This window comes from Enterobacter sp. SLBN-59 (genome assembly GCF_024807915.1).
Taxonomy (GTDB): Bacteria; Pseudomonadota; Gammaproteobacteria; order Enterobacterales; family Enterobacteriaceae; genus Enterobacter; species Enterobacter asburiae_B.
This window is the reverse complement of the sequence record NZ_JANUFI010000001.1, coordinates 3,813,151-3,827,791: the sequence shown is the minus strand read 5'-3', so window position 1 is coordinate 3,827,791 and position 14,641 is coordinate 3,813,151. Positions and strand designations below refer to the sequence as shown.

Genomic DNA, 14,641 nt, shown 5'->3' with positions numbered 1-14,641 from the left:
GCGGCAAGGTAAAAGCAAAACGGTAACCGAGAGGTTACCGTTTTTTAGTGTTTGCACCCTCTCCCGTGGGAGAGGGCTCGGGTGAGGGCATCAGCCCGCACCGTACAAACGATTACAGCAGTTCTTTCGCTTTCGCGACAACGTTCTCAACGGTGAAGCCGAACTCTTCGAACAGCTGTTCTGCAGGAGCAGATTCACCGAAGGTGGTCATACCGACGATAGCGCCGTTCAGACCCACGTATTTGAACCAGTAGTCAGCGATACCCGCTTCCACTGCTACACGAGCGGAAACCGCTTTAGGCAGAACGGATTCACGGTAAGCGGCATCCTGTTTGTCGAACGCATCGGTAGACGGCATGGAGACCACGCGCGCTTTCACGCCTTCGGCAGTCAGTTTTTCCCACGCGGCAACAGCCAGTTCAACTTCCGAACCGGTGGCGATGAAGATCAGCTCTGGCTGGCCCGCGCAATCTTTCAGCACGTAACCACCGCGAGCGATGTTCGCCAGCTGCTCAGGCGTACGCTCCTGCTGTGCCAGGTTCTGACGGGAGAGGATCAGCGCGGTTGGACCGTCCTGACGCTCAACGCCGTATTTCCACGCCACCGCGGATTCCACCTGGTCACATGGACGCCATGTGCTCATGTTCGGAGTCACGCGCAGGGAAGCCACCTGCTCTACCGGCTGGTGAGTTGGACCATCTTCGCCCAGACCGATGGAGTCGTGGGTGTAGACCATCACCTGACGCTGTTTCATCAGCGCGGCCATACGCACGGCGTTACGTGCATATTCGACAAACATCAGGAAGGTAGAGGTGTACGGCAGGAAACCGCCGTGCAGGGAGATACCGTTGGCAATCGCAGTCATACCGAATTCACGTACACCGTAATGGATGTAGTTACCGGCAGTATCTTCGTTGATTGGCTTAGAACCAGACCACAGGGTCAGGTTAGATGGCGCCAGGTCAGCGGAGCCGCCCAGGAATTCAGGAAGCCATGGGCCGAACGCTTCAATTGCATTCTGAGACGCTTTACGGCTCGCGATTTTAGACGGGTTCGCCTGCAGCTTAGCGATGAATTCGTTCGCTTTCGCGTCGAAGTCAGACGGCATTTCACCTTTCATACGACGGGTGAATTCCGCAGCTTCCTGCGGGAACGCTTTCGCATAGGCAGCGAACTTCTCGTTCCAGGCCGCTTCTTTCGCCTGGCCTACTTCTTTTGCATCCCACTGAGCGTAGATCTCAGACGGGATTTCGAATGCAGGGTGTTTCCAGCCCAGCGCTTCGCGGGTCAGTGCGATTTCCGCGTCGCCCAGAGGCGCGCCGTGGGAGTCGTGAGTACCCGCCTTGTTCGGCGAACCGAAACCGATGATGGTTTTGCACATCAGCAGAGACGGTTTGTCCGTCACCGCGCGCGCTTCTTCCACTGCACGTTTAATCGAGTCAGCATCGTGACCATCAACGCCACGCACTACGTGCCAGCCGTAGGCTTCGAAACGTGCTGCGGTGTCGTCGGTGAACCAGCCTTCAACGTGACCGTCGATGGAGATACCGTTGTCGTCATAGAACGCAACCAGTTTGCCCAGCTTCAGGGTACCTGCCAGGGAGCACACTTCGTGAGAAATGCCTTCCATCATGCAGCCGTCGCCCATGAACGCGTAGGTGAAGTGGTCTACGATGTCGTGACCAGGACGGTTGAACTGCGCCGCCAGCGTCTTCTCGGCGATCGCCATACCCACAGCGTTAGCAATACCCTGACCCAGCGGGCCAGTGGTGGTTTCTACGCCAGCGGTGTAACCCACTTCCGGGTGACCTGGAGTTTTAGAGTGCAGCTGACGGAAGTTTTTCAGCTCTTCAATTGGCAGATCGTAGCCGGTGAGGTGCAGCAGGCTATAGATCAGCATAGAGCCGTGGCCGTTGGACAGCACGAAGCGGTCGCGGTCAGCCCATGACGGGTTCTGCGGGTTGTGGTTCAGGAAATCACGCCACAGGACTTCGGCGATATCAGCCATACCCATAGGAGCCCCTGGGTGGCCGGATTTGGCTTTCTGTACTGCGTCCATGCTCAGCGCACGAATAGCATTAGCAAGCTCTTTACGTGAGGACATTTTAACTCCAGATCGGACTGTTAAAGGCCATGCCCTTGACGACAGCGCGTTTTGGGCTACGCCGGAAAAAAGTGCCAACAATGTAACCCAAGCCGCAAGTCATGTACATGGAGCATTCTTTTGCTTGTTAAGAAATCTCTGGATCATGCTCGCATGTTGCGCAATCTGCTCGCCCGGCCCTGTAGATATTCCTTATACTTAGCCCGACACCGGCTTCGCTGACGGTGCCCTTTTCGGATTTTATTCAGTTTAACGAGTACGGAAGCAACCTCATGAAAATGCGTGCAATAGTGCTGGCCCTGGGTACAACGCTCCTGCTGAGCGGCTGTCAGAATATGGATTCTAACGGTCTGATGACGTCAGGCGCAGAGGCCTTTCAGGCCTATTCCCTGAGCGATGCGCAGGTTAAAGCGCTGAGCGACCAGGCCTGTAAAGATATGGACGGAAAAGCCACGCTTGCGCCGGCTAACAGTACCTACACGCAGCGTCTGAATAAGATTGCTTCCGCGCTGGGCGACAACATCAACGGCCAGCCGGTGAACTACAAGGTGTACATGGCGAAAGACGTGAACGCCTTCGCGATGGCGAACGGCTGTATCCGCGTCTATAGCGGGCTGATGGACATGATGACCGACAACGAAGTGGAAGCGGTCATCGGCCATGAAATGGGCCACGTTGCCCTGGGACACGTGAAGAAAGGGATGCAGGTTGCCCTGGGCACCAATGCCATCCGCGCAGCGGCGGCCTCTGCGGGCGGTATCGTTGGCAGCCTGTCGCAGTCACAGCTTGGCGACGTGGGTGAAAAGCTGGTTAACTCTCAGTTCTCACAGCGTCAGGAGTCCGAGGCGGATGACTACTCCTACGATCTGTTGCGCAAACGCGGCATTAATCCATCAGGCTTAGCCACCAGCTTCGAAAAACTGGCCAAGCTGGAAGCCGGACGCCAAAGCTCCATGTTTGACGATCACCCGGCCTCAGAAGAACGCGCACAGCATATTCGCGACCGTATGGCCGCAGACGGAATTAAATAATTTCAGAAGGAGGCAATTTTGCCTCCTTTTTATTTCGCATGAATTGTTAACTTAACAGCACGTATCGATAACACCCCTGAAAGCCCCGCCAAATCTGCCTTATCGCCTTGAAATGTCTGGTCACATAATTATTGCAAAGGTTACTTTTTCCGGTAATTATCACCCCGCAGTTATTCAAATTACTATATCCAGACAGAGACGTTCCCTCCGTGAAAAAAGAATTATCATTAATTGCTTTAAGCTTATTTTCCGCATTACCCGCCGCTGCAAGCCAGCAATCCGACAGCCAGGGTTTTATTGACGACAGCCATCTGGATCTGTTTTTACGCAATGCGTATATCAGCCGCGACTACCATCAGGGCCAGCAGGACAAAGCCGAATGGGGTCAGGGGATCATCGCCACGTTTGCATCCGGCTATACCGAAGGGCTGGTGGGCTTTGGCGTGGACGGAATCGCGCAGTATGGCGTGCGCCTGGACGGCGGCCGCGGCAAGAGCGGCGCGGGCGGCATCGACTTCTTTAAGCAGGAAGACGACGGCCGGGCAAAATCCGATCTGGCAAAGTTTGGCGCAACCGCCAAAATGCGCATCTCGAATACCGTACTGAGCTACGGAAATCAGCGCCCTGAGCTGCCCATCGTGAATGCCGACAGCTCCCGCCTGCTGTTTGAAAGCTACACCGGCACCATGCTGACCTCGAAAGAGATCGACGGTTTGGAAATCAACGCCGGTTACTTCACCGACGAGCAGCGTAAAAGCGATGACCGCCACGACAGCGGACTGAAGAGCCTCTCCTTCGGCGGTGCGAGCTATCAGTTTAACGACCAGTTCAGCGGCGCGCTGTACGCCTCTCATAATGAAGAGGTGATGAACAAGCAGTACCTGGGCATGAACTTCAAACAGCCGTTCAGCACCGGGCAGCAGCTGGTGCTCGACTTCAACGGCTATAACTCCCGTCTGGATCAGGGTTACGCGGACAGCCTCGACACGGGCCGCAGCAACACCATCTGGAGCCTGGCGGCGAGCTACATCTGGGACATTCACACGTTCAAAGTGGCGTACCAGCAGAGCAGCGGCAGCACCGGCTACAACTACGGCGGCTATCGCGACAAGGGCGGCGTGGGTGACGGTGGAAACACCATCTGGCTGGCGAACTCCTACTGGTCTGATTTTAACGGCGAAGACGAACGTTCCTGGCAGGCATCCTACGGTCTGGACTTTGGCGGTCTTGGCTTACCGGGCCTGAGCTGGACCACTGCCTACGTGCGTGGGGATAATATTAAGACCTCTGAAACCAGCAACGGCAAAGAGCACGAGTGGTTTAACCAGATCCAGTACCAGGTGCAGGATGGTCCGGCGAAGGATCTGAAGCTTAAACTGCGCTACTCCGTACTGCGCGTCTCCGGCAACGCCAGCGAGTACAACGTGGGCGGGGACGAGATCCGCGCTTATGTGGAATACCCGTTTAACGTGTTCTGAAGACAATAAAAAACCTCTCAATAGAGAGGTTTTTTTCACGCAAGGTGAGGCTTATTCGCCTTTTTTGGCTGCCTGAATGTAGAGCATTTCCAGCGCCAGAGTCGCTGCGGCCAGCGCGGTGATCTCGGACTGGTCATACGCAGGCGCCACTTCCACCACGTCCATCCCGACAATGTTCAGATCCTTCAGGCCGCGCACCAGCTTGATGGCACGATCTGAGGTCAAACCGCCGATGACCGGCGTACCGGTGCCCGGTGCAAATGCCGGATCCAGACAGTCGATGTCGAAGGTCAGATACACGGGCATATCACCCACGATCTGCTTCACCTGCGCGATGATGTCGTCCACGCCGCGATCGTTAACCTGGCCCGCATCCAGCACGGTGAAACCGTTGTCTTTGTCGAACTCGGTGCGGATGCCGATCTGCACGGAGTGGTTCGGATCGATCAGACCTTCGTTCGGCGCGGTGAAGAACATGGTGCCGTGGTCAAACTCGCAGCCGTTCGCGTAGGTGTCGGTATGTGCATCGAAGTGCACCAGCGCCATTTTACCGAAGTGCTTCGCATGGGCGCGCAGCAGCGGCAGGGTCACGAAGTGGTCGCCGCCGAAGGAGAGCATGCGCTTACCGGCAGCCAGCAGCTTCTCGGCGTGCGCCTGCAGCTTTTCGCTCATCTCACGCGCGTCGCCGAAGGCGTACACCAGGTCACCGCAGTCCACCACGTTCAGGCGCTCGCGCATGTCGAAGTTCCACGGGAAGCGGTTATGCTCCCAGGCAAGGTTAGTGGAAACCTGACGAATCGCTGCCGGGCCGTGACGACCACCCGCGCGGCCAGATGTTGCCATATCGAACGGCACGCCGGTGATCACCCAGTCAGCGTCGCTGTCGTACGGCTGGAAGTTCATCGGAAGGCGTAAAAAACCAAACGCGTTAGATACCAGAGAGTTATCGTACTGATGACCTAAAGTGCTCATGTCCTGACCTCTTTTAAAGTCGATACATTAAAAACAGATGAAAAAAAATCCCCTCCGCGTCGTTAAACCCGACGAGGAAGGGATTGATTCGTAAATCGCTTATTGGGGCGAATTATCGCCGGTAATGCATACGGGTTCAAGTGAGTATAGGGCATTGTGCGGTCTGATGCCCTCACCCCGCCCTCTCCCTGTGGGAGAGGGCGTTTTCCTACTCGTCTTCCAGGTAGGTGTACCCGTACAGGCCCGCTTCAAACTCTTCCAGGAACTGCTGCTGGAGCGCATCGTCCAGACCGGTGTTTTTCACCTGGTCGCGGAACTGAGTGAGCAGTTTTTTCGGATCCAGCTGAACGTATTCCAGCATGTCCGCCACGGTGTCCCCTTCATCGGACAGCTCAATTTCCACGTTGCCGTCAGGGAACACGAACACGTCCACCGCTTCGGTATCACCGAACAGGTTGTGCATGTTGCCGAGGATCTCCTGATACGCGCCGACCATAAAGAAGCCCAGCATCGGTGGGTTCTCCGGGTCGTATTCTGGCATTGGCATCGTCGTTGCGATACCGTCGCCGTCGACGTAGTGGTCGATGGCACCGTCGGAGTCACAGGTGATGTCCAGCAGCACCGCACGGCGTTCCGGGGCGTGGTTCAGCCCTTCCAGCGGCAGAACCGGGAAAAGCTGGTCGATACCCCAGGCATCCGGCATCGACTGGAACAGCGAGAAGTTGACGTAAATCTTATCCGCCATACGCTCCTGCAGCTCGTCGATAATCGGACGGTGCGCGCGGTTGCTCGGGTCGAGCTGTTTCTGCACTTCATGGCACATGTTCAGGTAGAGCTGCTCCGCCCACGCGCGCTCCTGCAGGCTGAAGGTGCCTGAAGAATAACCCACGTGAATATCATGCAGATCCATCTGGCTGTCGTGCAGCCATTCGCGCAGGGAACGACGCGTGCCCGGCTCGTGCATTTCCTGCCAGGTTTCCCACATGCTTTGCAGGGAACGCGGGGCATCGTCTGCCGGAGGCGTCGCTTCTGAGATTTCGCTACGCTCAACGCCGATGATGTTAGAGACCAGCACCGTATGGTGCGCGGTCACCGCGCGACCGGATTCGGTGATCACCGTCGGATGCGGCAAGCCGTTCTCTTCACAGGCATCACCGATCGCCCAGATGATGTTGTTCGCGTATTCGTTCAGGCCGTAGTTCACGGAACAGTCAGACTGCGAGCGGGTCCCTTCGTAGTCCACGCCGAGGCCACCGCCCACGTCGAAGCACTGAATATTCACGCCGAGCTTGTGCAGCTCAACGTAGAAACGCGCTGACTCACGCACGCCGGTGGCGATGTCGCGAATATTGGCCATCTGCGAGCCGAGGTGGAAGTGCAGCAGCTGAATGCTGTCCAGACGACCGCGCTCGCGCAGGATTTCCACCAGCTGCAGCACCTGGTTTGCCGCCAGGCCGAACTTGGATTTCTCGCCGCCGGAGGACTGCCATTTACCGGAACCTTGTGACGCCAGACGCGCACGCACGCCAAGGCGCGGCACCACGTTCAGACGTTCGGCCTCTTCCAGCACGATGGCGATTTCGGTCATCTTTTCGATAACCAGATAGACCTTGTGGCCCATCTTCTCGCCAATCAGCGCCAGACGAATGTATTCACGGTCTTTATAGCCGTTACAGACGATCACTGAACGGGTCATGCCCGCATGGGCCAGAACCGCCATCAGCTCCGCTTTGGAGCCTGCTTCCAGGCCCAGCGGCTCGCCGGAGTGGATCAGGGATTCAATCACGCGGCGGTGCTGGTTCACCTTGATCGGGTAAACCAGGAAATAGTCGCCTTTATAGCCGTAGGACTCACGCGCGCGCTTGAACGCGGCGTTAATAGAACGCAGGCGATGTTGCAGGATCTGCGGGAAGCAGAACAGTGCAGGCAAACGCTGGCCCTGAGCCTCACGGGCTTTCACCAGTTTCGCGAGATCCACGCGCGCTTCAGGGACGTCCGGATCCGGGCAGACGCTGATGTGGCCCAGTTCGTTGACGTCGTAGTAGTTATTGCCCCACCAGGCAATATTGTAAGTGCGCAGCATCTTGCTGGCTTCCTCGGAGCTCATCGCAACCTCCTGCATAGAACGTAGTACACCCTGTTCGCCCGCTGACGAAGGCGAAAAAGAAGACATGTCGTCAGACATAGCGAACCTCAACTCTTTGTAATAAGTGTAAAACAGTTGACTACTATCGCAGCGTTATACGGCGATAACAACCCATAAACGGCTCCGTTTCCCAGCAGAGTATGCTGAAAACCAGACCGTGCGACCGGTTTCTTATTCATATCATTGTAAAACACGTATCCGAACTCTGTATGACAAGGTTCGGCGAAACCACGAGAAAACTCTTGTATTAACAAGAGCGCCCTTGTTCAGTTTTCACAAAGCGTGACCGGCCCTGGAATCCTGAGAAGCGCCGAGATGGGTATAACATCGGCAGGTTTGCAGACTAGAAATGCGGGTTGCGGGAATCAAATACGCGCCAGAACGGCTGCGCTGAATGTGCGGAAAACGATGGTTCATTATCTCGTATCACCTCCACGGCCGCCTCTGTTGAAACGGACCACAAGCCAAAGCTAAAAGTTCACTGCTTAACCCGGCTGGAAGTGGCGACACGATGAGTTCATCGAGCGCTTATTTTATATGAGCCGCGCGCCGCGTTTTATACCGAGAACAGGGGTAAAAAGCAAAAGATAAATGTGCGTGTTGCCGGGGCCGTCAGGAATTATTGCCAGCAGCAATTTCAACTGAGTGAGAGGTTAGTCAAAAAAAACTGGAAATCGGGCGAAGAAGTGACCTAAAATAGCCGTCCAGATGTTAATCCATCTATACTGATTAACACTCATACTGCCAGTGTCAAAAACCTGCAGGCCTTGGTAGAATTATCTCCTTTGGCTATTCCGCACAGCAGCTTGAGCTAACCAAATTCCTCTTAGGTGAAATAAAACATGGCAAAACACCTGTTTACGTCCGAGTCCGTATCAGAAGGACATCCTGATAAAATTGCTGACCAAATCTCCGATGCGGTGCTGGATGCGATCCTGGCGCAGGATCCTAAAGCGCGCGTAGCGTGCGAAACCTATGTCAAAACCGGCATGGTTCTGGTTGGCGGTGAGATCACCACCAGCGCATGGGTTGATATCGAAGAGATCACCCGTAATACGGTGCGTGAGATCGGCTATGTGCATTCTGATATGGGCTTTGATGCCAACTCCTGCGCGGTTCTGAGCGCGATTGGCAAACAGTCTCCAGACATCAACCAGGGCGTTGACCGTGCCGATCCGCTGGAACAGGGCGCGGGCGACCAGGGCCTGATGTTTGGCTATGCAACCAACGAAACCGACGTGCTGATGCCAGCACCGGTCACCTACGCACACCGTCTGGTGCAGCGTCAGGCTGAAGTGCGTAAAAACGGCACCCTGCCGTGGCTGCGCCCGGATGCGAAAAGCCAGGTCACCTTCCAGTATGACGACGGCAAAATCGTTGGGATTGACGCGGTAGTGCTTTCTACCCAGCATTCCGAAGATATCGATCAGAAATCCCTGCAGGAAGCAGTGATGGAAGAGATCATCAAGCCTGTTCTGCCGACCGAATGGCTGAGCTCTGCGACCAAATTCTTCATCAACCCAACCGGACGCTTCGTTATCGGCGGCCCAATGGGTGACTGCGGTCTGACCGGTCGTAAAATCATCGTTGATACCTACGGCGGCATGGCGCGTCACGGTGGCGGTGCGTTCTCTGGTAAAGATCCGTCTAAAGTTGACCGTTCTGCGGCGTACGCGGCACGTTATGTGGCGAAAAACATTGTTGCAGCCGGCCTGGCTGACCGCTGTGAGATCCAGGTTTCCTACGCGATCGGCGTAGCTGAGCCAACCTCCATCATGGTTGAAACCTTCGGTACCGAGAAAGTGCCTTCAGAACAGCTGACGCTGCTGGTGCGCGAGTTCTTCGACCTGCGTCCATACGGCCTGATTCAGATGCTGGATCTGCTGCACCCAATCTACAAAGAAACCGCGGCATACGGTCACTTTGGTCGTGAACATTTCCCATGGGAAAAAACCGACAAAGCCGCCCTGCTGCGTGAAGCTGCCGGTCTGAAGTAATCGACTGACATCTGCGTGATAAAAGGCCAGCCTTCGGGCTGGCCTTTTTTTGTTGGTGGCGCCGCAAAGGTGCACATATGGTACCGATTACATCGCACCGGATGCGTCTCGCTTTCAGAATATTCTCTTTGCATGCTCGCCTTTCTTCTGCTGTTACATCGCCTTTCAGTTAAGTCTGAAATGTGTTCTTTCGCGATGCATATCACCTCGTTTACCTCTATATTTTCAAAGCTTTAATTATTTTTACGGTTGCGCGTTAGTGTAACCGATTACACCAATGTGATTAATCTCACATATTTTTACGGGTCACTCACCTACCCTTTACATCAATAAAACTGATAACCCAACTGGAGGGCATAATGCCTGACAATAAAAAACAGGGGCGTACGTCCAACAAGGCGATGACATTCTTCGTCTGTTTCCTCGCCGCCCTGGCAGGATTACTTTTTGGCCTGGATATCGGCGTGATTGCCGGTGCATTACCTTTCATCACTGACGAGTTCCAGATCAGCGCTCACACCCAGGAGTGGGTGGTCAGCTCCATGATGTTTGGCGCCGCAGTGGGTGCCGTCGGCAGCGGCTGGCTCTCCTTCAAGCTCGGGCGTAAAAAGAGCCTGATGATCGGCGCGATCCTGTTCGTTGCCGGTTCACTCTTCTCTGCCGCTGCGCCTAACGTTGAGGTCCTGCTGGTTTCCCGCGTGCTGCTCGGCCTGGCCGTGGGCGTGGCGTCCTATACCGCCCCGCTTTACCTGTCTGAAATCGCGCCGGAGAAAATCCGCGGCAGTATGATTTCGATGTATCAGCTCATGATCACTATCGGTATTTTGGGCGCGTACCTTTCCGATACCGCGTTTAGCTACAGCGGCGCATGGCGCTGGATGCTCGGCGTGATCATCATCCCGGCCATCCTGCTGCTGATTGGCGTCTTCTTCCTGCCGGACAGCCCGCGCTGGTTCGCCGCCAAACGTCGATTCCACGATGCCGAACGCGTGCTGATGCGCCTGCGCGATACCAGCGCGGAAGCGAAAAACGAGCTGGAAGAGATCCGCGAAAGTCTGAAGGTCAAGCAGTCCGGCTGGGCGCTGTTTAAAGAGAACAGCAACTTCCGCCGCGCGGTGTTCCTCGGCGTCCTGCTTCAGGTCATGCAGCAGTTCACCGGGATGAACGTCATCATGTATTACGCGCCAAAAATCTTTGAGCTGGCGGGCTATACCAACACCACCGAACAGATGTGGGGAACCGTCATCGTGGGTCTGACCAACGTGCTGGCGACCTTTATCGCCATCGGCCTGGTGGACCGCTGGGGACGTAAGCCAACCCTGACGCTGGGCTTCCTGGTGATGGCGGCCGGTATGGGTGTCCTCGGTACCATGATGCATGTGGGCATTCACTCATCAACCGCCCAGTACTTTGCGGTCGGCATGCTGCTGATGTTTATCGTCGGGTTTGCGATGAGCGCCGGCCCGCTGATTTGGGTGCTGTGCTCTGAGATCCAGCCGCTGAAAGGGCGTGATTTTGGTATCACCTGCTCTACCGCAACCAACTGGATTGCCAACATGATCGTCGGCGCAACGTTCCTGACCATGCTCAATACCCTGGGCAACGCGAACACCTTCTGGGTCTACGCTGGTCTGAACATCTTCTTTATTGTGCTGACTATCTGGCTGGTTCCAGAAACCAAACACGTTTCTCTGGAACATATTGAACGTAACCTGATGAAAGGTCGTCCGCTGCGCGAAATCGGCGCCCACGACTAATCCTCATGCGGGAGGCGCCTCTTGCGCCTCCCCGCTTCGCGCTTTATGCTCTGCCCCTATGAAAGCACCCCGTCTCCCCATCGCCCTTCAGCAAGCCGTTATGCGCTGCCTGCGGGAAAAACTCGCCCAGGCGAACCTGAAGCTCGGCCGTAATTACCCTGAACCTAAGATCGTATATCAGCAGCGCGGCACCGCGGCGGGTACCGCCTGGCTCGAGCCCTATGAGATCCGCCTTAACCCGGTGCTGATGATGGAAAACCAGCAGGCGTTTATCGAGGAAGTGGTACCGCACGAGCTGGCGCATCTGCTGGTGTGGAAACACTTCGGACGCGTCGCGCCCCACGGCAAGGAGTGGAAGTGGATGATGGAAGCGGTGCTCGGCGTTCCGGCACGCCGTACCCATCAGTTCGAGCTGGAATCGGTGCGCCGCAATACCTTCCCCTACCGCTGCCAGTGTCAGCAGCACCAGCTTACCGTCCGCCGCCATAATCGCGTGGTGCGCGGCGAGGCGACCTACCGCTGCGTCAAATGCGGCGAGCCGCTGGTTGCGGAATAATCATCTGAACTTTCAGGAACTTTCCTGATCTGACTGATTGCATACGGGAACAACATTCGTTACGTTGCGGGCTCGTTTTGACACGGAGTGTAAGATGTCCCGTAATTTTTCTCTCGCGGTCGCCTTTCTGACGACGGCGCTCTCAGGCCATGCTCTGGCCGACGGTATCAACAGTTTTTCCCAGGCCAAGGCAGCAGGCGTGAAGGTGAACGCCGATGTGCCGGGCGATTTCTACTGCGGCTGTAAAATTAACTGGCAGGGTAAAAAAGGGGTCGTTGACCTTGAGTCCTGCGGCTATAAGGTGCGTAAAAACGAAAACCGCGCCAGCCGCATTGAATGGGAACATGTCGTTCCGGCCTGGCAGTTTGGCCACCAGCGCCAGTGCTGGCAGGATGGCGGACGTAAAAACTGCGCCAAAGATCCGGTTTATCGCCAGATGGAAAGCGATATGCATAACCTGCAGCCTGCCGTCGGTGAAGTGAACGGTGACCGGGGTAATTTCATGTACAGCCAGTGGAACGGTGGCGAAGGCCAGTACGGCCAGTGCGGTATGAAGGTTGATTTTAAAGAGAAAGTCGCCGAGCCCCCTGCCCGCGCGCGCGGCAGCATTGCCCGCACCTACTTCTATATGCGTGACCGTTACGACCTCAACCTCTCCCGCCAGCAGACGCAGCTGTTCAACGCCTGGGACAAGCAGTACCCGGTGACGGAGTGGGAATGCCAGCGCGACGAACGCATCGCCAGAGTCCAGGGGAATCACAACCCTTACGTCCAGCGGGCTTGCCAGGCGCAAAAGAGCTAACCTACACTACGGCAATTCGCTTATATCGCATGACACATGGAATTTCTGACTATGCGCATTCCCCGCATTTACCATCCTGAACTGATTACCGCAGGCCGCGAAATCGCTCTGTCTGATGACGCCGCCAACCACGTTGGCCGCGTGCTGCGCATGGGCGCAGGTCAGGCAATACAGCTGTTCGACGGCTCGAACCAGGTTTTCGACGCGGAAATCACGCGGTCTGATAAAAAAAACGTACACGTTAACGTCCTGCGTGGCGAAGTGGATGACCGGGAATCACCGCTGCACATCCATCTGGGCCAGGTGATGTCGCGCGGCGAGAAAATGGAGTTCACCATTCAGAAATCCATTGAACTGGGTGTAAGCCTCATTACGCCACTTTTTTCTGAGCGCTGTGGCGTTAAACTGGATGCGGAACGTCTGAACAAAAAGATCCAGCAGTGGCAGAAAATTGCCATTGCGGCTTGCGAACAGAGTGGCCGCAACCGTATTCCGGAGATCCGCCCGGCGATGGATCTGGAGGACTGGTGTGCAGAAGAGGAGAGCGGGCTGAAGCTCAATCTTCATCCGCGCGCCAGCGCCAGCATCAATACGCTGCCTCTGCCCGTTGAGCGCGTACGCCTGCTGATTGGCCCCGAAGGCGGCCTGTCGGCGGATGAAATTGCGATGACGGCACGTTACCAGTTTACTGATATTCTGTTGGGACCTCGCGTTCTGCGCACTGAGACAACGGCACTCACGGCCATTACCGCGCTACAGGTACGGTTTGGCGATCTGGGTTGAAGCATTAACGGAGAAGAACATGATCAAGCTCGGCATCGTGATGGACCCCATCGCAAACATTAACATCAAGAAAGATTCCAGCTTCGCCATGCTGCTGGAAGCGCAGCGTCGCGGCTATGAACTCCACTATATGGAGATGAACGATCTTTACCTGATCAACGGTGAAGCCCGCGCGCGCACCCGCATCGTTAACGTCGAGCAGAACTACGACAAATGGTACGAGTTCGGCACCGAGCAGGATATTGCCCTGGCCGATCTCAACGTCATCCTGATGCGTAAAGATCCGCCGTTCGACACCGAATACATCTACAGCACCTACATCCTTGAGCGTGCAGAAGAGAAAGGCACGCTGATCGTCAACAAGCCGCAGAGCCTGCGCGACTGCAACGAGAAGCTCTACACCGCCTGGTTCTCTGACCTGACGCCGGAAACCCTGGTGACCCGCAGCAAAGCGCAGCTGAAAGAATTCTGGCAGAAGCACGGCGATATCATCATGAAGCCGCTGGACGGCATGGGCGGCGCGTCGATTTTCCGCGTGAAAGAGAGCGACCCGAACATTGGCGTGATTGCCGAAACGCTGACCGAACTGGGTACGCGCTACTGCATGGCACAGAACTATATTCCGGCGATCAAAGACGGCGATAAGCGCGTTCTGGTGGTAGATGGCGAACCGGTTCCTTACTGCCTGGCGCGTATCCCGCAGGGTGGCGAAACTCGTGGGAACCTGGCAGCCGGTGGCCGCGGCGAGCCGCGTCCGCTGACCGAAAGCGACTGGGAAATTGCCCGTCGCGTTGGCCCGACGCTGAAAGCCAAAGGCCTGATCTTCGTTGGCCTGGATATCATCGGCGATCGTCTGACCGAAGTGAACGTCACCAGCCCGACCTGCATTCGTGAAATTGAAGCGGAATTCCCGATTTCGATCACCGGAATGCTGATGGACGCTATCGAAAAACGTTTACAGAAATAACCTAACAATACTATTAGTGACAGCGCCTGTGTTTGTCCCCATACTGGG

General features: G+C 55.9%; 12 protein-coding genes. 8 read left to right on the top strand and 4 right to left on the bottom strand.

Annotation, left to right across the window (positions count from 1 at the left end; all coding sequences use genetic code 11):
* Positions 1-112: 112 nt before the first annotated feature.
* Positions 113-2,104 carry a transketolase gene (tkt, locus tag M2422_RS18345; protein ID WP_023309118.1) on the bottom strand — a complete coding sequence of 664 codons (1,992 nt, stop codon included), beginning with the start codon at positions 2,102-2,104 and terminating at the stop codon, positions 113-115.
* A 272-nt stretch (positions 2,105-2,376) separates the two neighbouring features.
* On the opposite strand from tkt, the gene M2422_RS18340 reads away from it, so the two are divergent.
* The gene (locus tag M2422_RS18340; protein ID WP_021242066.1) at positions 2,377-3,135 is read left to right on the top strand and encodes a M48 family metallopeptidase; all 759 of its coding nucleotides are present in this window, start codon (positions 2,377-2,379) and stop codon (positions 3,133-3,135) included.
* A gap of 209 nt (positions 3,136-3,344) precedes the next feature.
* A complete protein-coding gene (locus M2422_RS18335) occupies positions 3,345-4,613 on the top strand; it encodes an OprD family outer membrane porin (protein WP_064673277.1) in 1,269 nt (422 codons plus the stop codon).
* A 51-nt stretch (positions 4,614-4,664) separates the two neighbouring features.
* Here the strand turns inward: M2422_RS18335 and speB are convergent, their stop codons facing one another.
* From speB to yqgB, 3 genes are all read right to left on the bottom strand, one after another.
* Complete coding sequence (speB, locus tag M2422_RS18330) at positions 4,665-5,585, bottom strand: agmatinase (RefSeq protein ID WP_014071686.1); 921 nt, start codon at positions 5,583-5,585, stop codon at positions 4,665-4,667.
* A 208-nt stretch (positions 5,586-5,793) separates the two neighbouring features.
* Positions 5,794-7,770: a biosynthetic arginine decarboxylase gene (gene speA, locus M2422_RS18325; protein WP_023309121.1), complete on the bottom strand. Its 1,977-nt coding sequence runs from the start codon at positions 7,768-7,770 to the stop codon at positions 5,794-5,796.
* A gap of 8 nt (positions 7,771-7,778) precedes the next feature.
* A complete protein-coding gene (gene yqgB / locus M2422_RS18320; protein ID WP_127341063.1) occupies positions 7,779-7,910 on the bottom strand; it encodes an acid stress response protein YqgB in 132 nt (43 codons plus the stop codon).
* Positions 7,911-8,573: 663 nt separating this feature from the next.
* Between yqgB and metK the strand changes: the two genes are divergently transcribed.
* From metK to gshB, 6 genes are all read left to right on the top strand, one after another.
* Positions 8,574-9,728 carry a methionine adenosyltransferase gene (metK, locus tag M2422_RS18315; RefSeq protein ID WP_010435443.1) on the top strand — a complete coding sequence of 385 codons (1,155 nt, stop codon included), beginning with the start codon at positions 8,574-8,576 and terminating at the stop codon, positions 9,726-9,728.
* Between the two features lie 359 nt (positions 9,729-10,087).
* On the top strand, positions 10,088-11,485 hold the full coding sequence (galP, locus tag M2422_RS18310) for a galactose/proton symporter (RefSeq protein WP_064673278.1): 1,398 nt from the start codon (positions 10,088-10,090) through the stop codon (positions 11,483-11,485).
* A gap of 58 nt (positions 11,486-11,543) precedes the next feature.
* Positions 11,544-12,041 carry a SprT family zinc-dependent metalloprotease gene (locus M2422_RS18305; RefSeq protein ID WP_045888327.1) on the top strand — a complete coding sequence of 166 codons (498 nt, stop codon included), beginning with the start codon at positions 11,544-11,546 and terminating at the stop codon, positions 12,039-12,041.
* Between the two features lie 94 nt (positions 12,042-12,135).
* Complete coding sequence (endA, locus tag M2422_RS18300; RefSeq protein ID WP_023333343.1) at positions 12,136-12,843, top strand: deoxyribonuclease I; 708 nt, start codon at positions 12,136-12,138, stop codon at positions 12,841-12,843.
* 51 nt (positions 12,844-12,894) lie between these two features.
* Positions 12,895-13,626 carry a 16S rRNA (uracil(1498)-N(3))-methyltransferase gene (rsmE, locus tag M2422_RS18295; protein WP_058841908.1) on the top strand — a complete coding sequence of 244 codons (732 nt, stop codon included), beginning with the start codon at positions 12,895-12,897 and terminating at the stop codon, positions 13,624-13,626.
* Positions 13,627-13,645: 19 nt separating this feature from the next.
* Positions 13,646-14,593: a glutathione synthase gene (gene gshB, locus M2422_RS18290; protein ID WP_029739222.1), complete on the top strand. Its 948-nt coding sequence runs from the start codon at positions 13,646-13,648 to the stop codon at positions 14,591-14,593.
* Positions 14,594-14,641 lie beyond the last annotated feature (48 nt).